This window comes from Clostridium mucosae, assembly GCF_024622765.1.
GTDB lineage: Bacteria > Bacillota > Clostridia > Clostridiales > Clostridiaceae > Clostridium.
Genome location: NZ_JANKAF010000004.1, coordinates 258028 through 282284 on the forward strand (window position 1 = coordinate 258028; position 24257 = coordinate 282284).

Genomic DNA, 24257 nt, shown 5'->3' on the forward strand with positions numbered 1-24257 from the left:
CAGGAAAATTTCTTGAAGTCTTTTTCTATTAGTAGGTTTTAGTAGATAAAGGGATAAATCACATAGTTATTTTGTGTATTTAATATAAACTTATACATATAAAATTTAAAAATTATAGAGTTTAAAGTTATATGTGTTAAAATATAGAGTATGAGATAAAATATGTAAAAATAATTTATATTAAATTAACTTTATATATAGTATATTTTATTTTAATAAGTAAAAAAACAATATAAGAATGGAGAGTGAAGTTATGAAAAGAGTAGAAGAAAGATTTTTAGAATATGTAAAAATAAATACAAAATCAGATGAAACAACTAGAGTAACTCCAAGTACGAAAGGACAATTAACTTTAGCAGAAAAACTATGTAATGAGTTAAAAGAAATAGGACTAAAAGATGCAAAGATAAGTGAAAATGGGTATGTTTATGCTACACTAGAAAAAAACTGTAATAAGGATTTACCAATTATAGGCTTTATAGCTCATATGGATACAGCTCCAGATTATAGTGGAGAAAATGTAAATCCTAGAATTGTAGAAAACTATGATGGCGAAGATATTAAGCTAAATGATTCAGTAATATTATCTCCAAAATTTTCACCTGAATTAAAACAATATGTAGGAAAAACATTAATTACTACAGATGGAACTACACTTTTAGGTGCCGATGATAAAGCAGGTCTTGCAGAAATTATGACTGCAATGGAATACTTAGTAAATCACCCAGAAATTGAACATGGAACTATAAAAGTAGGATTTACACCTGATGAGGAAATTGGAGAAGGTGCAGATCATTTTGATGTTGAAGAATTTGGTGCAGATTTTGCATATACAATGGATGGTGGAAGAATTGGAGAACTTGAATATGAAAACTTTAATGCTGCAGGAGTAAAAGTTCAAATAAAAGGAGTTAATGTTCATCCAGGTTATGCTAAAAATAAGATGTTGAATTCAATAATGGTTGCTAATGAGTTTATAAATAGTCTTCCTTTAGATGAAGTTCCAGAAAAAACTGATAAATATGAAGGTTTTTCACATCTTGCAGATATAGAAGGAACTGTTGAAAATACATCATTAAATTATATTGTAAGAGATTTTTTTGCAGATTCTTTTGAAGCAAGAAAAGAAAAGTTTAAAGCTATAGAAAAAGAATTAAATGCTAAATATGGAGAAGGAACTGTAGTTGTAAGTATAAAGGATCAATATAAAAATATGAAAGAAAAAATTGAGCCTGTTATGCATATAGTAGAAAATGCAAAAGAAGCAATGATAGAAGCTAATGTTGTACCAAATGTTAGACCAATAAGAGGCGGTACTGATGGTGCAAGACTTTCATTTATGGGATTACCAACTCCAAATATATTTGCAGGCGGAGAAAACTTCCATGGAAAGTATGAGTATGTTCCAATAGAATCAATGGAAAAGGCAGTTGAGGTTATAATTAATATAATAAAAAGATACAGTAAATAATTAAGATTTATAAGTAAAATATTTTAATATAATTTATGAAAATACCCTAATAAAATTTTTATTAGGGTATAGTCGCATAAATATAATTATTACAAGATTTTTTCAATTTCAAGTAAGATTTATTGTCTTAAAAAAGTTAATTTTTTATTTTTATAAAGGGGCTCGCGTTTCGCGAGCCCCTTTTAAACCATTGGGTTTACTTACTTAAAGGCGTTTTTAAACTTAAATAGAAATTTTTAACTATTATTTATATATGTGCAAAATGGGAAGTTTGAATTAAAATTTTCTTTTTTATCGGGTAATAACAAAATTTTTTTGATACAGGTCATTAGATTGTATAAAAAATATAAGAATTCATGGAAATAAGTAATTTTATATGAATAAAATAGATTTTAATTAAATAAATACCAATTGGGGGTGAGTAAGAATAAAAACTATCGATTTATTTATAATACTAAAATTAGTTTTATGTGTATTGGTTGTATGGACAAGTATAGAATCAGATAAATTGAGTTTAACAGTTGTTTTTTATATTTTACTTAATATAATAATTAGCTTTATAAGAGGGCTTTTATATTATAAATATAAATTTTTATGGAATATTTTAATTATATTAGAAGTAATGAAAAAATTATAAAGTTAGAAGTAAAGGATAATGGTAACGGATGTAAATTTATAAATAAAGGAATAGGGCTTACTAATATTGAGGATAAGATAAATAATGTTGAAGGAAAAATAATTTTTAATAGTGAAGAAGGCTTTGGAGTTATAATTTTAATTTCTTATTGATTTGGGGAGAGGTTAAAATGAGTATAAAATTAGTTATTGCAGATGATGATGCGTTAATTAAGGAAAGATATATAAGAGACGGTATAAAAATGGTGAAAAAGGATATTTATTAAAAAATACAAAACCTGATAGAATAATTCAAATTACGGAAATGGTCAATGATGGAAATTGTGTTATTCAAGATGAGATTTTAATAAAGCTTAGTAATAACCTAAATAAAAAAGAATTTCAAAAAAGTAATATGGATAAAAGTATTTTTACAGAAAGAGAGCTAGAGGTTATTAAAGCAATATCAGAAGGATTAAATAACAAAGAAATTTCAAGGTTATTATATATATAAGAAGGAACTGTTAAGAATCATATAACATCTATATTTCAGAAGAGTGGATTGGCCCATAGAACTCAAATTGCTATTTATTATATAAGATGTTTTTCTTAATAGGGCATAAAAATTAAATATACTATACTCATAAATTTATTGTTTTATTCAAATTAGTATAGTAATTCTTTAATATACTAATAGATTTAATTATGTAAGTTATTTATTGAGATACATGATTTAATTATAATAAATTAATAAATATAAATATATATATGACTTTTGTCATATATATAAGATGACCTTTGCTAGATTTCCTAGGAGGGGTTTTTTATATAATATTATTAAGGAATATAAAGGAGATGGTTATATGGGAGTTATAGAAATAAAGGATTTAGTCAAAAAATACGATGATAATATAGCAGTTGATAATATTAATTTAAGTATAGAAGAAGGAGAAATATATGGGATTTTAGGTCCAAATGGAGCTGGTAAAAGCACTACAATAAGTATAGTTTGTTCTCTTTTACGACCTTCATCTGGTGAAGTCAAAATTTTAGGAGAAGATATTAAGAGAAATTCTTTAAAAATAAAAAAGTTTTTAGGATTAGTTCCACAAAGTATTGCAGTTTATAGTGATTTTACTGCTTATGAAAATGTCAAGTTTTTTGGAGAATTATATGGATTAAGAGGAAATAAGCTTAAAGAAAGTATAGAAAAATCTTTAGAATTTACAGGGCTTTTGGAAGTGAAAAATAAAAAAGCTAAAGAATTTTCAGGAGGAATGTTAAGGAGATTAAATATTGCATGTGCAATAATTCATAATCCTAAAATATTAATAATGGACGAGCCTACAGTTGGTATAGATCCACAATCAAGAAACCACATAATGCAATCAGTTAAGGAGTTAAACAAACAAGGAGTAACCATAGTTTATACAACTCACTATATGGAGGAAGCAGAAGCGCTATGTTCTAAAATTGCTATTATTGATAAAGGAAAAATAATAGTAGAAGGTAGTAAAGAAGAATTAAAAGATATGGTGAGTGACAAAAGGACTTTAAATATAGGACTTGATGATATTTATAAAATGAATATAGAAGCTTTACGAAATATTGAGGGAGTCTTAGATATAAATATTGATGAAAATAATCTTATTATTACTTCATCTAAAGATGTAAATAACCTTGATAAAATTATAAAAGTAGTATCAGAACAAAATGTAAAAATAACTGATTTAGGCTTTAAGGAAATAACTTTAGAAACTGTATTTTTATCTTTAACAGGAAAAAACTGAGAGATTAGGAGGGAGAAGTATGATTTCTATAATTAAAGCAGTAATTATTAATTGCGTAAGAGATAAAAAGAATCATTTATTTATGATATTTTTCCCTTTATTTTTAATATTGTTAATTGGAAGTACGGTATCCTCATATTTTAACAGCACAGATAATCAAGTAGTTTTAGAAGATGTAGCTGTATATTATTTAGATGATAGTTCAGAGAAGATAAAAGAAGTTTTCAATACTTTTAAAAATATAGAATTTGAAGATAAAAATAATATAAAGCTAACTTTAAAAGAAATTGATGATATTGAGGTTGGTAAAAAAGAAGTAAAGGTTAATAGAGCTATATTGTTGCATCTAAAACAAGATACTATAGAATTTTATTCAAATAGTAAATCAATGGTAAATCCATCTTTTGTTTATGGGTTACTAAATAGTATTGCTGACAGGTACAATACAATAACAGAGGTTTATAGTATAAATCCAGGTAAAGCAAATGAAATTGTAAAGAGTGAATATGTTAATAATATTGTAGAAGAAGAAAATATTGCTTATAATGAAAGGCCAGATTCAATGGATTATTATGGAGTTGCAGAAATAGGGCTTATGATATTTTATTTTGTAACATTACCACTATATAATATTAAAAATGATAGAAAAAATAGTATAAAAGATAGAATAAATTTATCAGGAATATCAACAAGCAAATATTATTTCGCTTCATTTCTAGGGTTCTTGATTTATTCTTTTGGAACATTGATGATAACCTATATATTAAGTAATATTATTTTTGATATAAATTATGGTAGAAATCTATTAATTGTACCACTAGCAATGATACCATTTTTAATTATAGTAATAGGAATTGGGATTATAGTTCCTATGATTTTTAAAGAGGAAGAAATTTCAGGTACAATAATACAAAATGTAATAATACCAGTATTAACATTTTTAGGTGGAGGATACATTGCACTTGATGATAATTTAGGAGGGCTTTTAAATATTGTAACAAGTATTTCACCATTAAGATGGTTTAATATAAGTATATTTAGATATATCTACTCTGGAGACAGTACTACTTTAATTAGATGGTTATTGATTGGAGCAGTTAGTTTGATAATTATAATTTCAATAATTTGTATAGTTGGGAAGAGGAGTGATAGGATAAATGAAAAATATATTAGTATTAATTAAAAATAATTTAAAGATATCAATATTAAAAAAGCCAGTAGGATTTATCATATCACTAATAGCACCTGTGATAATACTTTTCATTATGCTAAAAATAATTAACTTTAATTCTGGATATATAAAAATTGGAATAATAGATAATGATAAATCTATAACTAGTGATTTAATATTAAGTTCAATTAAAAGCTATGATGGTTTTGATGTAAAAGAAATAAAAAAAGAAGATATAAAAAATTTATTTGCAGAAAATGCTATTAATACTGTAATAGAGATAGATAGTGGTTTCGAAGATGATTTAATAAAGGGAAATACAAATTTAATTAAAGTTACTTCAATAGAAAATAATGATATTAGTAAAGTAATAAAAGAATTAATAAATGAGAAGATGGCTAATATAAATAATATTTTAATAGCTTCAGAAGGGAATAAAGATATATATTATAAATCTTTAAATAATTATAGTGATAGACCATATATAGAAATACAAAAAGAAAGTTTAAATGATTTACAAGGGGATTATACTTTTAGTCAAATATTTGTTGGATTTATTATAATGTTTATGCTTATAAGAGGGATGGCATCTTCTTATAGAGTATTTGATGAAAAAGAGGAAAATATATACACAAGAATATTTATGGCACCTATAAAAACCTATGAGTATTATGTAGCAGATGTTATAAGTGGATATATATCAATATTAATTCAAGTAATATTTGGGGTTTTGGGAATAAGATTTTTAAATATAGAAGTTGGAGTTGGTAATTTCGAATTATTTATAATATTAGCTTTATTAGGATTAGTTTCAATTAGTTTAGGGGTATGTTGCAGGGCTTTCTCTAAAAATAGAACAGAAGCATCGAATATATTTAATTTTGCTAATATGATAATGGTGATGATTGGAGGAGCTTTTGTTCCAATTGATATAATGCCACCTATAATAGAAAAAATATCATACTTTACTCCAGTTAGATGGGCTATGGAATCAATAGTATCTATACAACAAGGAGCTACTATAGCAGATATTTATAAATATCTAGCAATAATATTATTATTTGCATTGACTTTCTTTACTATTGGAATTTATAGGACTTCTAAGGAAGAAAAGGTTATTATGATAAATTAGTAGTATTAGTTACTTCATAATAATAAAAGAAATAAATAAAAAGAAAAATTACTACAAGTTTTTAATTCTTGTAGTAATTTTATTTTAAATTTATTCTACTATGTCAGATATATTTTCTTCGGTATCTTTTGGATCAATATTTTCAGAATTAGATGTTGTATTAGGTTTTTTATTAACAAAATTATTTAGCAGGTTTGCTAAATCTACTCCTGTTATATCTTTTAAAACCTCAAAGCCATTAGCAGTAACATCAGTTACAATTTTAGCAACTTTTGATGCACCTTGAGATCCACCATTATCTATAACAGTTAATTTATCTATTTGCTCTAATGGACTTGCAACTTCTTTCATTACGTCTGGTAATCTATTTACTACCATTTCAACTATTGCAGCTTCTCCATATTTAGCCATAGCCTCTGCCAATCTATCTTTTGCTTCAGCTTCAGCAATACCTTTAGCTTTAATGGCATCAGCTTCAGCCTGAATCTTCTTGGCATCAGCTTCGGCTATTGCTCTTACTCTTATTGCCTCAGCTTCAGCTTCGGCTTGTCTAATTGCTTGGATTTTATGTGCTTCTGCAGCAACTTCAACTTCATACTTTTTAGCATCAGCAGGTTTCTTTACTTCGGCTATTAATTTCTTTTCAACAACTAGAGCTTCTTTTTCAGCAAGTTCAGCTTGCTGTTCAGCTAGGATTGAATTATTTTCAACTTCTTGTAATTTATAAGCTACGTCAGCATTTGCTTTAGCTTTATCTTGTTCAGCTCTGAATGCTTCAAGTTTAATTTTCTTATCTCTTTCACTTTGTGCAATTTCAGTTTCAGCTTCTAGCTTCGCTTTTTGTCCTTCTCTTGTTGCACTAGCAGTTTTAATTTCTGTATCTCTTTTTCTTTCAGCTTCAGCTATATCAGCTTCTGATTTAGCTGCTGCTATTTGAGGCTTAGCTCTATTTTCTAAGTAACCACCTTGAGTACTTATTTTTAAAATTGTATAAGATATTAGAACTAAACCCATTGAACCTAATTCATTTCTTATATCATCTTCAATTCGTTGTTCAAATGAAGCTCTATCTTCATTTATTTGTTCAACAGTTAATGTAGAAATAATACCTCTTAATTTACCTTCTAATATTTGTTCAACTATAGTTTTTATTACATTTACTGTGTTTTTTTCTCCACCACTACAAAATTGTTCTACTGCTTTTAATACGTTTTCGCTATCGTTTTTAACCTTTACAACTGCGGTACCAACTATATTAACAAATATACCTTGTTTTGCAGGTGCTTCATTTACATCTGTTGTCATTGATATGTTTTCTAATGAAATAGTAGAAGATGTTTCTAGTACGGGAATCATTAATCCCCCTCTTCCAAGTAAAACTCTTTTTCGAAGACCTGTAATTACCATTGCTTTATCAGCAGGAACTCTTCTCCAAAAAGATAGAAAGACTATTAAAACTATAACTACAATAATTATTATTGGAAGAGCATTTAATAGTTTTTCAAGAAAAATGTTCATTATTATTTCCCCCTTTTATTAAATTAAATTTATCTTACATTCATATTTTACCATAAAAATTTTAAAAATATGAAATATTTAGAAAAATAAGGTTAAAAAATTCCTATTATCAATATGTTTTGTGATATAATATGTATAAAATATTGGGAATTATAAAGTGAAATTAATTTAATAAAATACATGAATTGAAATGAAGATTATATATTTTTCATGATAAATATTATTAGTAGTTTTATTTATTACATTATCGTATTTTAAATTTTATAAATTACATTTTAAAGAAAATTTAAATGTAGAAATTATTAAAATAAAAAGATAAATTTTATAAACAGCGTCTGTTGTTATGATAAAAAAGAAAAGTTAGTTTTATATAGTGTAGATATTAGTAGTAGCTTTAGGGAGAAATCATTATGAAAAAAGAAATATTATATATTATTTTAGCTATTATTATTTCAATAAATATATGGATATTATTTTTGCTGTTAAATAACTCTTATTTATTAGGTAAGTTAAATGTATATCTAATATGGATATCATCAATTTTATTGGGGGTAATAGCATTTACTATATCAAGAAAATATAAAATAAATAAAAAAATTGATATGATTATAATAACTATAACTATTTTTTCGTTTGTAATTTTAATATATATAGGTGTGATTCTAAGGATGATATCATCTATATATTAGTAAAAGTATTTTATAAAAGGAGTGATATAAATGGTAGAAATTATAGCTTTAATTCCTATAGTATTATTTTTCATAATATTATATTTTACTATACGTTTAGCAGTGAGACATGCTATTAAAGATAGTAGTGAAGAGTTTAAGAATAATATAAAAAACTTAGTTAAAGCGGGAATTAATGAAAATGAATGGATGAAAAATAATTAAAATTACTAGAAGTATTTATTAGGAGTTTTCTAAACATAGAAAACAAAAATTCTCTTAAGAACTCTATAAAAAGTAACAAAAAATTATATATCGAATATAAATAAAAGAAAATCATATTTTAGGAGAGTATTATGGTAAATGTTTTAGTGTTAGTAGCGTTATTCTTGGGATTAGTATTAATTAAAGTTGGAAGAAAGAGTATGAGAAAATTAATTACTTATTTGGGATTAACAATAGTAATTGCTTTAGCTATTTATATAATGCAGGAATTTTTTAGTGATCTTATATATGGAGTTACTAGTGCATTTGAAGAGTTTTAAGAATTAATGATAGGTTGTAAGGGGGGATTTCTTTGAATAATAAAAATATTATAAAGGAAATTAGAGGATCAATTTTAACTATATTAGGAACTATTATAATAGTAGTATTAGTAAATACGGAAGTATTAGCAAGTGCTAAAGTTCAGCAAGAATCAATGGAAAATACATTATATAATGATGAAAAACTTATAGTTGATAAGATTAGCTACAATTTTACTACGCCTGAAAGAGGAGATATTATAATATTCTTTGATAATGAAGAAAAAGGCAATGTATTTGAAGAAAGTTATAAATATTTAAAAGAGATGGCTTCAATAAGATATGATACTGATACTAGAACAAGACTAGTTAAAAGAGTAATAGGGATTCCAGGAGATGAAGTAGATATAAAGGATGGGCATGTATATATAAATGGTAATATACTAGATGAAACTTATGTTAAAGGTAATACATATATTAGAGATATAAATTTTCCAATTAAGGTAGAAGATGATACTTTATTTGTTCTTGGTGATAATAGAGAAAAAAGCAAGGATAGTAGAAATTTTGGACTTATAAATATTAATCAAGTTGAAGGAAAAGCAGTATTTAGATTATCACCAGTTAGTAGATTTGGAGTTATAGAATAAAATATGATATATATTTAACCTTAAAATATTTTTAAATTTAATAATTAATGTTAAGAAGTGGATAGTATTACTATATTATTCACTTCTTAATTATTACGAATATATTATAGTTTCTAAAATATGTTTGAGTTATAAAAACATTTAGTTATAATTAAGATTACTATATATGATAAGTTAATCTTAATAACATTACTAAATTTATAAATTAGTAAAATATAAATCAAACTTAAAAAAAAATAGTAAACTATTTTAAAATATATATTTAAAAACAATATTAAAGGGTGTGATATAAGGTGGATAAACAGATTATAATTGTTTTAGTATTAAACTTTATAATTTCACTAATTGGAACATTAGCGTATTCAGTTAGGTTAGTAGGGGTTAGAACAGGGAAAATAGCTGTTACATTTGCAGTATTTAATGTATTAATGCTTGTTTCAAGAACTGCATTAACATTTCAAACTCCATTATTAACAAAGTTTGTAGAAAGTGATCCAAGTAGTGGAGCTTTACTTAATATATTTAATTTGATAATTATAATTTCTGGAATTGCATCTATAGTAGGTGCCTTTTTAATACCAACATTTCAACAAATGTTTAGTAAGGCAGTAAATCATTTTTCGATAGAAAGGTCTATTCCTAAACTTATAATACATAGTTTTTCAAAAAATGGCGTGAAATATATGAGGGAAAGTATAGCAATTCCAGTAAAAGAAAGTTTAACAAGTATAAATTATAAAAGGCTTCCAAAAAGGATTTTATTTTATAATTTTATTTCTGTAGCTATAATAACAGCAGGCGCTTTTGCACCAATATATGCAGCAAGCATAGCTCCAGATCTTAGAATGACTTGCTTATCCTTGTCACCAGTAATTAATGGAACAGCAACAATACTTACGTCAATTTTTATTGATCCTCATTTATCTATTATGACTGATGATGTAGTAGAGGGTACATGTAGTGAAGAGGATTTTAGAGCTTGTGTTATAGCAATGGTAGGAAGTAAAGTGGTAGGTACTTTTGTAGCATTGGTGATATTTGTACCAGCTTCATATTTAATTGCTTTAATAGCTAATTTTATATAATAAATATATTAAAGAAAAAATAAAGCTTACATTTAAAGCAATAAAGCAAAATAAGAAAGATAAGTGCTAATCTTTCTTATTTTGCTTTATCATTAAATAATATTTTACTAAATTTGTTTTTCGAATATTAATTCAAAATGAGTGGCAGATCCATAAGCACCAGTTGGTGGGGCGAGGATTTGTACTAATCGCCATCCTTCTTTTGCATGGGTAGTTATTATTTCATGATAATCTTGTCTGGGTTTTGATTCTATAAAACCTTTTAATTCTAATCTTATAAATCTATATTCATACATATAAATTAACCTCCATATATAGTTTTTAATTTATTATGTTTATTTTATATCCTTTCTCTTCTAGCAACTTCAATATGCCATCCTCACCGATAAAATGAGCGGCTCCAACTGCTACTGTGTGTTTTTTATCATCTTTAATTAATTCATCTATTTTATTTGCCATATTAATATTTCTATTTTTAAGCATTATATTATAGTATTCTGGATTATCAGTTTTCATTTTATTATTTGATTCTTCAATATATCCAATATCTCCATTTTTATATGCATTAAAAAGATTTTTAGCTGTATCTACTTCTTCGCTAATATTAGAATTAGAATAATTATTTAGATATTCTTTTAGATATTCCCAAGTAAAAATTTCAGACATTGTCTCAAGCTGTGAATCAACTCCTTCAAGTTCATTAATCGTTATGTTAGCTCCATTTGTTTTACGTAATTTAACTTCATTTATCATAATTAAATCTAAGCCATTTCCTATTATTCCAGATTTAGCATAATAGAGATTAGTTAATAAACTATTTAATGAGAAGGCCGTGAAATTCTTTATTTGCTTTATATTGAAGTTAGGACTTAATGAATTAATAATAGAAGATAATTCATTTATTTCATCTTCAGATAAATATTGCTCTATAGTTTCCCCATCTTTTAAATATCCAGAAGATTGAACTTTATCTATGTTTTCTTTAAGTGATAAGTCGAGTTCTACAGATAAAACATCAGTCTCATCAATTATTCTCTTTATGTCATTATTTAAGAAATTAATATTATTGCTTCCAAGATGTATAGTGCCAACTAAATTTATACTATTAGTTCCATCAGTTGCTTCCCATATATAACCTTTAGAGATTTCTTTTTCTATAGTTTTATTATTACATGATACTAATGTAGTTATGAAAAAAGAAATAATAAAAAAACAAAGTAAATTTTTGAGTTTAATAATACCTTTCATATTTAGAATCTCCTTAATAATTATTTGCATTTAATATATATATTACCATAAATAGTAAAATGTATAAATGTTTTAAGAATATTATTTGTTGTTAATAAAACAAATAATAAATAAAGAAATTGCTAGAAAACTTGGATATTAGGAAGATAATATTAATACAAGAATATATATAGGAAAGAAGACGATTAGAAATAAAGTAGGTGATTGTATTCCTTTATTTAACAAAAATAATCTAGAAATAAAATTGAGATTAGTAGAAAGTTCTATTTTCAATAAAATAGTTTAAAATAATTATATAAATAAAGGATTATAATGTAATTTTTGGGGGCTTGGTATATAATGTTAATAAATAAAGGAGGAGATATAATGAAGAATTCAGAATACTACATAAAAAATTTAGAAATGATACCACACGTAGAAGGAGGATACTTTAAAGAATCATTTTTATCAGAAGAAAAGGTGCGAGAAAATAAGAATTTATGGAGTAGCATATATTTTCTTTTGAGAACAGGTGAGGTATCAAATTTTCATATGTTAAAATCTGATGAATTATGGTATTATCATGATGGGGAAGCACTTACTATTTATATGATAAGTCAAAATGGAGAACTTATAACAAAACAGCTTGGAGTAAATATAGAAAATGGAGAAGTACCACAAGTTTTAGTACCAAAAGGATATATATTTGGTTCAGCTATGAATAACGAAGGATTTTCTTTAGTTGGATGTATGGTTGCACCAGCATTTGAATATGAAGATTTTGAATTATTTGAAAGGGAATATCTTTTAAATCTATATCCAGAGCATAAGGATGTAATATTAAAACTTACTAGAGAGAAATAATTAGTTTAAATAAATTTACATATATTATGAAAATGATAGAAATTCTTATAATATGATAAAAGTAGGAATTTGATAAATTAATAAGATACTTTATTCAGTGCTAAGAAATTAGAAATGAGATACATAAAGTTATAATATGCAAATATTTTATTACTTTCATATAATATATGTATTAAATGAAAGTATATGGTATAATATTTTCCGAAGTTTACTAAATTTGGAGAAGTGAGAAGTATGAGTAATAAAAGGCTCTTTTATTTTATTGTACCTATAATTATAGTATCAGGAATAGGAATAACGATAAATAGATTTTTAGACAAATTTTATTTAGAGAATAATGAAAAATGTATATATAATGATAATTCAAAGATAGTATTAGTAAATGATAATTATTCTTATTTAGATAAAAAAGGAATAAATGAAAATTCTAACACAGATATATATTTTAAATTTACAGGCATGGATACTATTTGGCAAGTGATTTCTAATCATGATGCAGAAATCAATATTAAATATAATTCTAATATTGAATCAGGAAAGTTTAAAGTAGTTTTAATTGATTCTGATAATAATATTACAAATATTTTAGAGCAATCCCAATTAGGAGATAGTACATATAGTGTAAAGAAGGGAATTAATAGAATAAAAATAGTTGGAAGTCGAACAACCGGAAATTTAAAAATGGACATAAGTATAAGGAAAGATGAAAATGGAGTAGATGTAGTTGCGATAAACAGCTAGGGAAATAATTAGAATAAGTTATAATAAAGGCAAAGTGTTAGATTGTACTAGCAATTTGCCTTTAATTTTATAAACTAAACAAATGCCTTATAAATAGAATTAATTCCTTTTTCAAAATCGTCATTTTCTATGCCTATAAGAATATTTATTTCGCTAGAACCTTGATCAATCATTCTTATATTAATATTAGAATTACTTAAAGATGAAAAGATTTTAGCAGCAATTCCTTTATTTGAAGACATACCATTACCAACGGTTGCAATAAGGGCCATATTAGGATGGACTACAATTGAATCAGGATTGCATGTCCTTCTAATTTCATCAACTAAAATATCTATTTTATTATTAAGCTGAGAATCAGATATAACCACACAAACAGTATCTATACCAGAAGGCATATTTTCAAAGGAAACACAATTTTGTTCTAATATTGATAGAACTTTTCTGCAAAATCCAAGTTCTGAATTCATCATTGCCTTTTCAATTGAAATTACAGTAAAGTCTTTTTTACCAGCAATTCCTTTTATGGGATTATTATAATCAGGTTCCATATCTTTAACAATCAGTGTTCCTGAATCAGATGGGAGATTAGTATTTTTTATATTAATAGGTATTCCAGCATTTCTTACAGGAAAAACAGATTCTTCATGTAATACAGATGCACCCATATAAGAAAGCTCTCTTAATTCTCTATAAGTAATTTTCTTGATTTGCATTGGGTTTTCAACTATTTTAGGATCAGCCATCAAGAAACCAGATACATCTGTCCAATTTTCATATAAATCAGCATTTATGCTTGCAGCAACTAATGCTCCTGTAATATCAGAACCACCTCTAGAAAATGTCACTATATTACCTATAGGATCACATCCATAAAAACCCGGAATAACAGCTTTTTCATAATTAGAAAGCGTATCTTCCAATGCTTTATATGTAGCCTCGGTATCTAAGCTTCCATACTTATTAAATATAATTACATCTTTGGCATCTATAAAGTTAAAATCTAAATAATTTGCAAGAATAATACCATTTAGATATTCGCCCCTACTTGCAGCATATTCCTTAGATGCTCCATTTTCTATATCTTTTTTTATTTCACTTAAATAGCTATCTATATCTAATGAAAGATCAAGCTCATAAACTATAGATTTATATCTATTAGAGATTAAATTAAATACATCATCTAGTGGAATACTAGATTCAATGTGTGCTTGACAAAGATATAAAAGGTCTGTGATTTTAAAATCTTTAGAGTTTCTCTTTCCTGGTGCAGAAGGTATAACAAACTTTCTTTTATTATCAGATAAAAGAATATCCTTTACCTTTTTAAATTGGTTAGCATCAGCCAGAGAACTTCCCCCAAACTTAGAAACTATAATACTCATATTTTGCCCCCTTGTAAAAAAGTATTTACTATATATTAACAGTATTTTAAAAAAATCTCAAATTAAAAATTATCAATTATTAGAGTATGTTTATTTTTTTTAGGAATAATAAAAATATAAATTTATAAGTAGGTGAAAGTATGAAAAAGAAATCAATAATCATATATAGTATGCTGGTGCTATTTAATATAGTAGTATATAGTCCACAAGCAATGAGGATGGAAGATAATACATATATAAATAATGCTAAGCGGGATTTACTAGTTTTAATGTTAGCTTATCCAGAAGAAATAAAGGATATTGAGGTATCTGAAGATAACTATATATACTTGGTTTTGAATAATGATAAAAAGGTTTTATATGACGATAAAAAGGAAAAATGTAAAGATATGAAAACAGCCAATGCAGATTTGCAAGATACTTTAGAAGATATATATCCATTAGAGAGCATAAGTACAGTTATAGATGGAATGGATCCAGGTAGAGGAAGGGCATATTCTTTTCTTAATAGTATTTATGGGAGCAATCAAAATCAAATAGAAAAGAATTTATCTTCTTTCTCAACATCATGTGGTAATGTAATGTTTAATAAAAATGCTAAAGCAGGAGAGTCTTTAAAAAAGGCTTTAAATGAAGCAAGGGAACTATCCAAAACAGATAATAAAGTTAATAATTATATTTTCCCGATAAGTGGAGGTTACAATTATAGGGTTATTCAAGATACTGGAAGGCTTAGCCCACATGCTTATGGAATAGCCATAGATTTAAGTAGAAATGATGCAGATTATTGGAAATGGGTAGATAAAACTAAAGGAAGCAAGAGAATAGAAGGCTATCCTAAGGAGTTAGTAAAAGTCTTTGAAGAAAATGGATTCGTTTGGGGAGGAAAATGGGAGCATTTTGATATCTTACATTTTGAGTACAGACCAGAAATAATATTAAAAAGTAAATATTTTGCTGAGACATCAAAGATAAATAATGATAAATGGTATGAAGGTGCGCCTATAAATGATGAAACACAAAATAAAATAAATTTAATTGATGAGAAATTATAAAATGCGAATAATAGCATTATTAATGGCACCTAGGGGTTATTATTAAAAGACTATTTATATTTAAAATGCAAAAGCAAAGGGTGATTAAAAAAATATCAATTATGTACATAAAACAAAGGTAATTTTGATATAAACGAAAATTTGAAAGGATTGTTTAATAAAATGAGATGTTGTAAAAATGCAATGAAAAATGTTTTATTGTATAATTAGAAAATGAGTTGCTAAAAGAAGATAAAATATAAAGGTTTCAAAAACTTTTAAAGGGGAGTAGATGGGTTAAATGAAAGTTATTAAAAGAGATGGAAGTATAGTTGAATTTGATAAGGGGAAAATAAGAGCTGCAATTTCTAAAGCAATGAAAAATGGAAGTGGTATTTATTTAGCAGATATAGCAAAGCTTATAGCAAATGATGCTGAAAAATATTTTTCAAAACAAGGGGATACTCCAACTATACATAAAATAGAATCTTATGTTTACGATAGACTTGTTCACTACGGACAAATTGTAACAGCTAAGTCCTATGAAGGATATAGAGCAGTACAAGAGTTTAAGAGAAATACAAATACAACGGATGAAAGTATACTAAGTCTTTTAAATAAAACTAATGAGGATGTTATAAAGGAAAATTCAAATAAAAATTCAGTCATAGCAGCAACACAAAGAGATTTAATTGCAGGAGAAGTTTCAAAAGATATATCTAGAAGAAGGCTTATTCCAACCCATATAGTTCAAGCGCATGATGAAGGAGTAATACATTGGCATGATATGGATTATACTCTTTCAAATATATTTAATTGCTGTTTAATTAATTTGGAAGATATGCTAAATAATGGAACAGTGATAAATGATAAGCTTGTAGAAACGCCTAAATCTTTTAGTACAGCTTGTACTGTTACTACTCAAATAATGGCTCAAGTTGCAAGTAATCAATATGGTGGACAAAGTATAACAATAAAACATCTTGCAAAATTTTTAAGGATAACTGAAGAAAAAACTTATAAGATGTATTTAGAAAAATATAATAATGAAGAACTTGCAAGAGAGTTAGCTAAAGATATGAAGCTTAAGGAATTAAGAGATGGAGTTCAAACTATAAGATATCAATTATCAACATTGCAAACTACAAATGGTCAAGCTCCTTTCAGTACAATTTACCTAGAGATTGAGGAAGGTAATGAGTATGAGGAAGAAATGGCCTTAATTTGTGAGGAAATGATAAAGCAAAGATTAGAAGGTATGAAAAATTATAAGGGACAAGAAATAGGAGAGGCTTTCCCAAAACTTGTTTATTTATTAGATGATCATAATTGCCTTGAAGGTGGGAAATATGATTATATAACTAAATTGGCTGCAAAGTGTACAGCAAAAAGATTAGTTCCAGATTATCAATCAGCAAAGATGATGAGAATGAATTATGAAGGAAATACTTTTCCACCAATGGGATGTAGATCACATCTTTCACCTTGGAAGGATGAAGAAGGTAACTATAAATGGTATGGAAGATTCAATCAAGGGGTAATTAGTTTAAACTTACCTCAAATAGGCATAATTGCAGATGGGGATATGGAATTATTCTGGGATATGTTAAATCAAAGATTAGAACTTTGTAAGGAAGCTCTTTTAACAAGACATAATATGCTTCTTGGAACACTTTCAGATGTTTCACCTATACATTGGCAACATGGTGCAATAGCAAGGTTAGAAAAAGAAGAAAAAATAGATAAGTTGTTAAAAGATGGATATTCAACATTGTCATTAGGTTATGTAGGAATACATGAAATGGTTCAATCAATGCTTGAAGTAAGTCATACAAGTGAAGAGGGGGAAAAATTTGCTTTAGATGTAATGAATCATATGAATGAAGCGTGCCAGAAGTGGAAAGATGAAACTGGATTAGGTTTTAGTTTATATGGTACTCCAGCAGAAAACTTAATATATAGATTTTGTAAGCTAGATAGAAATAGATTTGGGGTTATTCCAAATGTAACAGATAAGTTATACTATACTAACTCTTATCATGTTCATGTTTGTGAAGAAATAGATGCATTTAGTAAATTAAAATTTGAATCTCAATTCCATAACATAAGTTTAGGTGGTTGTATTTCTTATATAGAAGTTCCTGATATGAGCAAAAATTTAGATGCAATTGAGCAAATCATAAACTTTATATATCATAATATACAATATGCAGAAATAAATACTAAACCAGATATATGCTATAAATGTGGATATACTGGTGAAATTAAATTAGATGATAATTTAGAATGGTTCTGTCCATCTTGTGGAAATAAGGAAGAAGCGGAAATGCAAGTAATGAGAAGGACTTGTGGTTATATAGGAACTAATTATTGGAATAAAGGTAGAACTGCTGAAATTGGAGATAGAGTATTACATTTATAAGGAAGGTTTTCTAAATGAATTATTCTAAAATAAGAAAATTTGATGTTAGTAATGGACCAGGTATAAGAAGTACATTATTTGTAAGTGGATGTACTAATAATTGTGAGGGTTGTTTTAATAAAGATTTACAAGATTTCAATTATGGTGATAAGTGGACAAAAGAAACGGAAGAAGAATTTATAGAATATGTTAAAAATCCAAATGTAAAGGGCGTTAATATTTTGGGGGGAGAGCCTATGGACCAAATACAAGATAAAGATTTATTAAATTTATTAAAAAGAATAAAAGAAGAAACTAAAAAAAGTATTTGGTTATGGTCTGGTTACTTATATGAGGATATAATAAAAAATGAAAATAGATTATCTATATTATCTTCAGTAGATGTACTTATAGATGGCAGATTTGAAATAGATAAAAGAAATATATCCTTAAAGTATAGAGGATCAAGCAATCAAAGGGTAATAGATGTTTTAAAAAGTCTTGAAAAAAATGAAGTAATAGAGATACAACTATAAATATTAATATTAAAAGCACTTCGTAAATGAATTATTTACAAAGTGCTTTTCTTGTTTTTTATAAAGTATTTTGACAATTATTATAAAGTTTTGACAATTTTAAGGAATATTTTGACTGAGTAGATATTATAATAGATAATTAAATTGTACATAAATTTAATTATAAGAGGGGTGGATATATGATTAAAAATTTAAAAGTTAGAGTAAAAATATTTATCCTAACAACTACTTTAACTTTAATGATGCTTTTTATAGGAGGAATAGGAGTATTCCAACTCAATAAAGCTGATGAAAGAATGCAAAAGATGTATAATGAGAATTTTTCATCTGTGTTAAGCTTGAATAATAGTATAAATGAAGAACGTAGTATTGAAACAAGTATTTATAAAATTATTTTAAATGTCGGGAATAAGGATCTTCAAGAAGAAGAAAAGGAGAAAGCAATTAAGAGTCAGGAAAGCTTTGATAAAAATTTTAGTAATTATAAAAATATATATATTGATGAGCATACAAGTAAGGAAATAATCGGAATTGAGACTAAATTGAAATCTTATAGAGAGAATCAAAATGAAATCATTAATTTAGCTATTTCAGGTAATGGAGGTGAGGCTAAAAAACAACTTGAATTAGTTGAACTTGATTTTGGTGAAGGATTTAGATATGAATTAAACAAGCTTGCTAATTATAGCAATACTATAGCAGAAAGTATAAAAATTGAAAATGAGCAGGCTATAAAAAAATTAATTTCATTATTGATTACAAGTATAATACTGGTATTAATTACTGGAATTATTGCAGCAGCACTTATAACAAGAAATATTGTTAAGCCTTTGAAGATAGCTGTAAATGAAATGGAGATAATTTCAAAGGGAGATTTCTCAAGGGAAATAGATAAAAAAGCTTTAAATAGAAAAGATGAACTTGGAATTATATTAAAGTATATAACCATAATTCAAAATTCACTTAGTACTTTATTAGAAAATGTTAAAATAGAATCAAAAAATACAGAATATTCTATTAAGAATATTAATTCAAATATATATGATTTAAATATTAGCTTAGAAAATATGGCAGCTACTTCAGAAGAAGTAACGGCAATTATGGAAGAAACAGCTGCTTCCACTCAAGAAATAAATCATTCAATTGAATCTATAGAAATATCTGCTGAATCAATAGCAAATAAAGCAAAAGATGGATCAAAGATTGCAGGAGAAATAAGCAAGAGAGCAGTAGATAATAAAAATTCTGTTAATTTAGGGCTTAACAATACAAATGAAATTTTAGAAAGTACTAAAGCAACATTGAAAGGTGCGATAGAACAAACTAAAGTAATTAATAAGATATATGAATTGTCAGAAATAATTATAGAGATAACAGAGCAAACTAATCTTCTAGCTTTAAATGCTTCAATAGAAGCTGCAAGAGCAGGAGAATCAGGAAGAGGATTTGCAGTGGTGGCTGAGGAAATAAGAAAGCTTGCAGAAGCTTCAAAAGACTCTGTTATAAAGATAAAGGAGACAGGAAATGATATATCTACAGCAGTTAACAGTCTTATAGATAGTTCAAATAGTTTAATTAGTTTTATGGATAAGGATTTACAAAATGAATTTTCTAATATGATACGAGTAACAGAAACATATAAAGATGATGGGATATTAATAGATAATATAGTAAATGAGTTTGATAAAATTTCTAATGATTTATTAATTTCTATTAAAGAGATTTCTGATATTATGAATGGTGTATCTAAAGCAACAGCAGAAGGCAGTAGTGGAATTACTAACATTGCTAATAAAATTGTAGATGCAAGTAATAAGTCAGATAAAACTATAATTAATTCTAATAATGCAATGGATAGTTCAAAAAAATTAAAGGAATCTATAGATGTATTTAAAATAAGAGAGTAGGATAAACAAGCAAGGTGTTATTAAATAAATCTATATTTAATAATACCTTGCTTAAGTACTAACTAGATGTAACATCATATTTGTAACTAAACAATATTTCTTTTTTTGAATTTGGTTCAATTATGCTTTGAAAACATGGATTTCCATTTTTATCAGTTTGATATCTATCAGTAGCAAAATTCATTTCCCAAGGTGCAAATATAGGTTCACATATCTTTATAGGAATAGATTCATCTTTGGTATTAGTAATTATATATTGAACTTCTTTAAGAATATAATCTTTGTATTTCTGATAAGTAATTATTTTTCTTTGAGAAGTAACATCGAATGCTTTTCCCATTATATATGAAACTTCTCTATCTTTAGCTATATCTTTAATGGTGCTACCACCTACAAATTCTAAATTACCATCAAAACGAGTATAAGAATTTATATTACCAGATGGAAATGGGAAACCTAAATTGTTTTCAGCTGTATTTTGAAACTTAATTATTATATTAGCATTTATAGATTCGTATCCAAAATCATAGAGTTTACTATATATAATTCCATTTTTATAAAAGTTTTTTATTCTTTTTATTGTATTATTAAGGAAATTATATTTACCTGGTACTGTATAAATATAGTAATCAGCGATTTCTATATCAGTAATAGGAGTACTGCTTTCTAATTTGGTAGATTGAATAGGAGTGTTAGAGATATATAAATTCTTATAGGCTAAATTCACATCACCGGCTATAACTTTTAAAGTAGCATTATTGTAATCTATACCAGATTTGTTTATAAGATTGAACCAAGAGTGAATTTCTAATGTTTTTTCATATAAAATTATTGTATAACTACTAGACCATCTAATATTATCAGTTAAATAATATGCTTTTATTTCTTTTGAATCAATATTGTTTCCTTTAATCAAAATTGAATTAGGTATTAAGTTTTCACAAGTATCACATGGAGATGGATTAGGATTTTTATTATTGCAACAAAGATAATTAAATATCATTATGAAATCATCAATGCCTGTAATTATAACAGATGTTTCATCTATATACTTACTTATATCAAAGTATTCAATAGTAATATAAGGATTAGGATCAGATTTGTATTTGGGAATTTCTCTAGTTTCATTTATTAAAGCTGTATTATTATATACTGTTAGGGAAAGATTTTTAGTTTGTGAACTTGTAGATTTTCCGTACATTAAAACCTCTTAGAATAATTGTTATAGTATTATGATATAAAAATATATATCACAAGGTGCATATATTTTATATGGAAGATACAAAAGAGTATTATAGAGATTTATATATTCTGTTATATTGTTTAAATACTTATTTTAATATATGAAAAAATAGCCAATAAGATTTAAAATCCTATTGGCACTGTATTAATTAATCATTTAAGATTTCTTTAACATAATTTGGAATCATAAAAGCTCCCTTATGTAAGTTTGTATTATAGTATTTTGTAACTAAGCCTAATGAGTTCCAGTGATTTGCATCAAAATCATTTAACGGATGTAGTTCTTTAGAAGCAAAGCAAAACATCCAATGCCCAGAAGCATATGTAGGCATATGATATTGATATGCTTCACATATATCGAAGATACTTTTTAGCTTGCTAAATGATCTTTTCATCTCTCTTGCATTATGTGGGTAATAAGGACTTTCACATTGATTTATAAGAATTCCCTTTTCTGTTAATGCAGAGAAACAATCTTTATAAAATTCAGTAGTAAATAAGCCTTCTCCAGGTCCTATTGGATCAGTAGAATCTACTATAATTAAATCATATAAATTTTGTTTACCTTTAACGAATTTAATTCCATCTTCAAAAAATAAGTTTACTCTTTTATCATCTAGCTTATTTGATGTAAAAGGTAAAAATTCTTTTGATGCTCTAACAACTGCCTCATCTATTTCAACCATATCTATATTTTCAACAGTTTTATATCTAGTTAATTCTCTAACGGTACCGCCATCTCCAGCTCCTATTACTAAAATATTTTTAATATTTTTATTAGTAGCCATAGCCACATGAGTTATCATTTCATGATAAATAAATTCATCTTTTTCAGTAACCATTGTCCAGTTATCAATTACAAGTACTCTTCCAAATTCATAAGTATCCAATATATCAATTTTTTGAAATGGACTTTGTTCAGAATACAAGTGATTTTTAACTTTCATAGAAAAATTTACGTTTTGAGTTTGATTTTCAGTGTACCATAATTCCATATCCATATCTTAAACCTCCATTTTATGCTTTACTTGAATATTATCATATGCTCCGTTAGAAAAGGTTTTAACCTTGTCAACTAAACCTCTTGCAACTTCAGTAGACTCACTTCTTTCAGATTTTAATGCATCCTCAAGATATTTAAATGCAAGCCAAGGATTAACAGTATCACCGCAAGTGAATAGATCTACTGATGCATAACCATATTCAGGCCATGTATGAATTGTAAGATGAGATTCCTGGATTATAACAGCACCGCTTACTCCCCAGGGATTAAATTTGTGGAAACAGCTTGTGACTATTGTTGCATTAGATACGATAGCAGCTTCTTTCATATGCTCTTCAATGATAGCATGATCTTTTAAAATCTCCTTGTCACAGTTATAGTACTCCACTAAAATATGTCTTCCTAATTGTTCAATTTTCATAAAAATCCCTCCATAAATTTAAAATTTTAGTTCCATCCAATAGATAAATATTTAATTAGCAAAAATGCTTCACTCATGAAACCTCCTAAAAACACATAAAAGTTTAGTAATAGTAAACTTAGAGTTAAACTATACTAACTATATCATTTTAGCAATAGGGGGAAATGTTGTCAATTAATATTTTTGTGTTAATTAAATGCTAATTAAAGTTAAAATATGAAGGTTAACTGTTAAGAATCAAGGTGGAAATTCAATGATTATAGATGATTATGTACTTCGTTGGGGAGATATGCCTATGATGGTTTCTATGACAAGAATATCTTATGGAGATAGTATGAATATGAAACTGATAAAAAAGAATTTACATTAAAAGCTACAGTGCCATATGGAGTAGGGTTTACAATAAATGATGAAGATATTAATAAATTATATCCTGGGGATATGGACGAGTACGGAAATGTATATGTAGAAGAAATAAAATTAAGGGCAGGTATGAATGAATTTAAACTTCATATTGAGCCTACACAAGGAACCATTGACTTACCTTGGTATACCTGATAATGGTAGGGCTGGATAAGCAGCTAAGACAATAACAATGAAAATTAATTTTTGAAATGAAGGTTAAAGAAGATGCAACTATTACAGCTGGAATTAGAGGAGTTAAAAAAGTATTTGAATTTAACTTATTGATTAAGAATGGCGAAGAAGTAGTTATAGTTCATAGCTTTAAAGATGGAGTTGCAATTGTAACTTTAAAGTTAACAGATGAAGATTTAAAAGGCTTAAATAAGGCTAACTTAGCTGTATTTTATTATAATGAAGAAACTAAGACATTTGAACAATTAGAAACAACTATAAATGGAAATGAAATA

25 protein-coding genes and 1 pseudogene are annotated in these 24257 nt (G+C 26.3%); 19 read left to right on the forward strand and 7 right to left on the reverse strand.

Translation table 11 applies throughout. The annotated features are described in order from the left end of the window. The first annotated feature begins 238 nt into the window (after window positions 1-238). The 6 genes from pepT to NSA50_RS07535 all read left to right on the forward strand — a co-directional run bounded on the left by pepT (window position 239) and on the right by NSA50_RS07535 (window position 6179). On the forward strand, window positions 239-1471 hold the full coding sequence (gene pepT / locus NSA50_RS07510; protein WP_257444157.1) for a peptidase T: 1233 nt from the start codon (window positions 239-241) through the stop codon (window positions 1469-1471). Between the two features lie 594 nt (window positions 1472-2065). Next, entirely contained in the window at window positions 2066-2260 is a 195-nt protein-coding gene (locus NSA50_RS07515; RefSeq protein WP_257444158.1) for a sensor histidine kinase, read from the forward strand. A gap of 151 nt (window positions 2261-2411) precedes the next feature. Continuing rightward, window positions 2412-2600 carry a LuxR C-terminal-related transcriptional regulator gene (locus tag NSA50_RS07520; RefSeq protein ID WP_257444160.1) on the forward strand — a complete coding sequence of 63 codons (189 nt, stop codon included), beginning with the start codon at window positions 2412-2414 and terminating at the stop codon, window positions 2598-2600. Window positions 2601-2949: 349 nt separating this feature from the next. Then, on the forward strand, window positions 2950-3876 hold the full coding sequence (locus tag NSA50_RS07525; RefSeq protein ID WP_257444162.1) for an ABC transporter ATP-binding protein: 927 nt from the start codon (window positions 2950-2952) through the stop codon (window positions 3874-3876). A gap of 19 nt (window positions 3877-3895) precedes the next feature. Next, on the forward strand, window positions 3896-5059 hold the full coding sequence (locus NSA50_RS07530; protein WP_257444164.1) for an ABC transporter permease: 1164 nt from the start codon (window positions 3896-3898) through the stop codon (window positions 5057-5059). Next, complete coding sequence (locus NSA50_RS07535; RefSeq protein ID WP_195264238.1) at window positions 5034-6179, forward strand: ABC transporter permease; 1146 nt, start codon at window positions 5034-5036, stop codon at window positions 6177-6179. The genes NSA50_RS07530 and NSA50_RS07535 overlap by 26 nt, the downstream gene beginning before the upstream one ends. A gap of 90 nt (window positions 6180-6269) precedes the next feature. Here NSA50_RS07535 and NSA50_RS07540 read toward each other — a convergent pair whose 3' ends face one another. Further along, the gene (locus NSA50_RS07540; protein ID WP_257444167.1) at window positions 6270-7697 is read right to left on the reverse strand and encodes a flotillin family protein; all 1428 of its coding nucleotides are present in this window, start codon (window positions 7695-7697) and stop codon (window positions 6270-6272) included. 410 nt (window positions 7698-8107) lie between these two features. Between NSA50_RS07540 and NSA50_RS07545 the strand changes: the two genes are divergently transcribed. From NSA50_RS07545 to NSA50_RS07565, 5 genes are all read left to right on the forward strand, one after another. After that, on the forward strand, window positions 8108-8386 hold the full coding sequence (locus NSA50_RS07545) for a hypothetical protein (protein ID WP_195264236.1): 279 nt from the start codon (window positions 8108-8110) through the stop codon (window positions 8384-8386). 30 nt (window positions 8387-8416) lie between these two features. Beyond that, window positions 8417-8590: a hypothetical protein gene (locus NSA50_RS07550; RefSeq protein WP_195264235.1), complete on the forward strand. Its 174-nt coding sequence runs from the start codon at window positions 8417-8419 to the stop codon at window positions 8588-8590. Between the two features lie 131 nt (window positions 8591-8721). Next, window positions 8722-8910, forward strand: a complete 189-nt coding sequence (locus NSA50_RS07555; protein ID WP_257444170.1) for a hypothetical protein — start codon at window positions 8722-8724, stop codon at window positions 8908-8910. Window positions 8911-8942: 32 nt separating this feature from the next. Continuing rightward, window positions 8943-9539, forward strand: a complete 597-nt coding sequence (gene lepB, locus NSA50_RS07560; protein ID WP_257444172.1) for a signal peptidase I — start codon at window positions 8943-8945, stop codon at window positions 9537-9539. A 293-nt stretch (window positions 9540-9832) separates the two neighbouring features. Then, on the forward strand, window positions 9833-10624 hold the full coding sequence (locus NSA50_RS07565; protein ID WP_257444174.1) for a lipid II flippase Amj family protein: 792 nt from the start codon (window positions 9833-9835) through the stop codon (window positions 10622-10624). 107 nt (window positions 10625-10731) lie between these two features. On the opposite strand, the gene NSA50_RS07570 is transcribed toward NSA50_RS07565, so the two are convergent. Continuing rightward, the gene (locus tag NSA50_RS07570; protein WP_257444176.1) at window positions 10732-10920 is read right to left on the reverse strand and encodes a DUF4177 domain-containing protein; all 189 of its coding nucleotides are present in this window, start codon (window positions 10918-10920) and stop codon (window positions 10732-10734) included. Between the two features lie 25 nt (window positions 10921-10945). After that, window positions 10946-11872 carry a TraB/GumN family protein gene (locus NSA50_RS07575; RefSeq protein WP_257444179.1) on the reverse strand — a complete coding sequence of 309 codons (927 nt, stop codon included), beginning with the start codon at window positions 11870-11872 and terminating at the stop codon, window positions 10946-10948. Between the two features lie 366 nt (window positions 11873-12238). On the opposite strand from NSA50_RS07575, the gene NSA50_RS07580 reads away from it, so the two are divergent. Next, window positions 12239-12715, forward strand: a complete 477-nt coding sequence (locus NSA50_RS07580) for a cupin domain-containing protein (protein ID WP_257444181.1) — start codon at window positions 12239-12241, stop codon at window positions 12713-12715. A gap of 234 nt (window positions 12716-12949) precedes the next feature. Further along, entirely contained in the window at window positions 12950-13456 is a 507-nt protein-coding gene (locus NSA50_RS07585; RefSeq protein ID WP_195428573.1) for a hypothetical protein, read from the forward strand. Between the two features lie 74 nt (window positions 13457-13530). On the opposite strand, the gene NSA50_RS07590 is transcribed toward NSA50_RS07585, so the two are convergent. Next, complete coding sequence (locus NSA50_RS07590; protein WP_195264228.1) at window positions 13531-14841, reverse strand: aspartate kinase; 1311 nt, start codon at window positions 14839-14841, stop codon at window positions 13531-13533. Between the two features lie 140 nt (window positions 14842-14981). Here NSA50_RS07590 and NSA50_RS07595 point away from each other — a divergent pair, with 140 nt between their 5' ends. From NSA50_RS07595 to NSA50_RS07610, 4 genes are all read left to right on the forward strand, one after another. After that, entirely contained in the window at window positions 14982-15896 is a 915-nt protein-coding gene (locus NSA50_RS07595; RefSeq protein ID WP_195428571.1) for a M15 family metallopeptidase, read from the forward strand. Between the two features lie 280 nt (window positions 15897-16176). Further along, the gene (gene nrdD / locus NSA50_RS07600; protein ID WP_257444184.1) at window positions 16177-18297 is read left to right on the forward strand and encodes an anaerobic ribonucleoside-triphosphate reductase; all 2121 of its coding nucleotides are present in this window, start codon (window positions 16177-16179) and stop codon (window positions 18295-18297) included. A 14-nt stretch (window positions 18298-18311) separates the two neighbouring features. Then, complete coding sequence (gene nrdG, locus NSA50_RS07605) at window positions 18312-18812, forward strand: anaerobic ribonucleoside-triphosphate reductase activating protein (protein WP_257444186.1); 501 nt, start codon at window positions 18312-18314, stop codon at window positions 18810-18812. 179 nt (window positions 18813-18991) lie between these two features. Further along, a complete protein-coding gene (locus NSA50_RS07610) occupies window positions 18992-20719 on the forward strand; it encodes a methyl-accepting chemotaxis protein (protein WP_257444188.1) in 1728 nt (575 codons plus the stop codon). 58 nt (window positions 20720-20777) lie between these two features. Here NSA50_RS07610 and NSA50_RS07615 read toward each other — a convergent pair whose 3' ends face one another. From NSA50_RS07615 to speD, 3 genes are all read right to left on the reverse strand, one after another. Next, window positions 20778-21920, reverse strand: a complete 1143-nt coding sequence (locus NSA50_RS07615) for a DUF4139 domain-containing protein (RefSeq protein WP_257444190.1) — start codon at window positions 21918-21920, stop codon at window positions 20778-20780. 190 nt (window positions 21921-22110) lie between these two features. After that, on the reverse strand, window positions 22111-22956 hold the full coding sequence (gene speE, locus NSA50_RS07620) for a polyamine aminopropyltransferase (protein WP_195264248.1): 846 nt from the start codon (window positions 22954-22956) through the stop codon (window positions 22111-22113). Window positions 22957-22965: 9 nt separating this feature from the next. Beyond that, window positions 22966-23385, reverse strand: a complete 420-nt coding sequence (speD, locus tag NSA50_RS07625; protein ID WP_195264222.1) for an adenosylmethionine decarboxylase — start codon at window positions 23383-23385, stop codon at window positions 22966-22968. A 378-nt stretch (window positions 23386-23763) separates the two neighbouring features. Between speD and NSA50_RS07630 the strand changes: the two genes are divergently transcribed. Both NSA50_RS07630 and NSA50_RS07635 read left to right on the forward strand, forming a co-directional pair. Next, window positions 23764-23943, forward strand: coding sequence for a hypothetical protein (locus NSA50_RS07630; protein WP_257444192.1), 180 nt, complete (start codon window positions 23764-23766; stop codon window positions 23941-23943). 56 nt (window positions 23944-23999) lie between these two features. Then, window positions 24000-24257 (forward strand): annotated as a pseudogene (locus NSA50_RS07635) (hypothetical protein); the annotation flags it as partial.

Coding starts and splice junctions, on each gene's coding strand:
- pepT (WP_257444157.1), top strand. CDS start 239: ATGGAGAGTGAAGTTATGAAAAGAGTAGAAGAAAGATTTTTAGAATAT.
- NSA50_RS07515 (WP_257444158.1), top strand. CDS start 2,066: ATGGAATATTTTAATTATATTAGAAGTAATGAAAAAATTATAAAGTTA.
- NSA50_RS07520 (WP_257444160.1), top strand. CDS start 2,412: ATGGTCAATGATGGAAATTGTGTTATTCAAGATGAGATTTTAATAAAG.
- NSA50_RS07525 (WP_257444162.1), top strand. CDS start 2,950: ATGGGAGTTATAGAAATAAAGGATTTAGTCAAAAAATACGATGATAAT.
- NSA50_RS07530 (WP_257444164.1), top strand. CDS start 3,896: ATGATTTCTATAATTAAAGCAGTAATTATTAATTGCGTAAGAGATAAA.
- NSA50_RS07535 (WP_195264238.1), top strand. CDS start 5,034: ATGAAAAATATATTAGTATTAATTAAAAATAATTTAAAGATATCAATA.
- NSA50_RS07540 (WP_257444167.1), bottom strand. CDS start 7,697: ATGAACATTTTTCTTGAAAAACTATTAAATGCTCTTCCAATAATAATT.
- NSA50_RS07545 (WP_195264236.1), top strand. CDS start 8,108: ATGAAAAAAGAAATATTATATATTATTTTAGCTATTATTATTTCAATA.
- NSA50_RS07550 (WP_195264235.1), top strand. CDS start 8,417: ATGGTAGAAATTATAGCTTTAATTCCTATAGTATTATTTTTCATAATA.
- NSA50_RS07555 (WP_257444170.1), top strand. CDS start 8,722: ATGGTAAATGTTTTAGTGTTAGTAGCGTTATTCTTGGGATTAGTATTA.
- NSA50_RS07570 (WP_257444176.1), bottom strand. CDS start 10,920: ATGTATGAATATAGATTTATAAGATTAGAATTAAAAGGTTTTATAGAA.
- NSA50_RS07575 (WP_257444179.1), bottom strand. CDS start 11,872: ATGAAAGGTATTATTAAACTCAAAAATTTACTTTGTTTTTTTATTATT.
- NSA50_RS07580 (WP_257444181.1), top strand. CDS start 12,239: ATGAAGAATTCAGAATACTACATAAAAAATTTAGAAATGATACCACAC.
- NSA50_RS07585 (WP_195428573.1), top strand. CDS start 12,950: ATGAGTAATAAAAGGCTCTTTTATTTTATTGTACCTATAATTATAGTA.
- NSA50_RS07590 (WP_195264228.1), bottom strand. CDS start 14,841: ATGAGTATTATAGTTTCTAAGTTTGGGGGAAGTTCTCTGGCTGATGCT.
- NSA50_RS07595 (WP_195428571.1), top strand. CDS start 14,982: ATGAAAAAGAAATCAATAATCATATATAGTATGCTGGTGCTATTTAAT.
- nrdD (WP_257444184.1), top strand. CDS start 16,177: ATGAAAGTTATTAAAAGAGATGGAAGTATAGTTGAATTTGATAAGGGG.
- nrdG (WP_257444186.1), top strand. CDS start 18,312: ATGAATTATTCTAAAATAAGAAAATTTGATGTTAGTAATGGACCAGGT.
- NSA50_RS07610 (WP_257444188.1), top strand. CDS start 18,992: ATGATTAAAAATTTAAAAGTTAGAGTAAAAATATTTATCCTAACAACT.
- NSA50_RS07615 (WP_257444190.1), bottom strand. CDS start 21,920: ATGTACGGAAAATCTACAAGTTCACAAACTAAAAATCTTTCCCTAACA.
- speE (WP_195264248.1), bottom strand. CDS start 22,956: ATGGAATTATGGTACACTGAAAATCAAACTCAAAACGTAAATTTTTCT.
- speD (WP_195264222.1), bottom strand. CDS start 23,385: ATGAAAATTGAACAATTAGGAAGACATATTTTAGTGGAGTACTATAAC.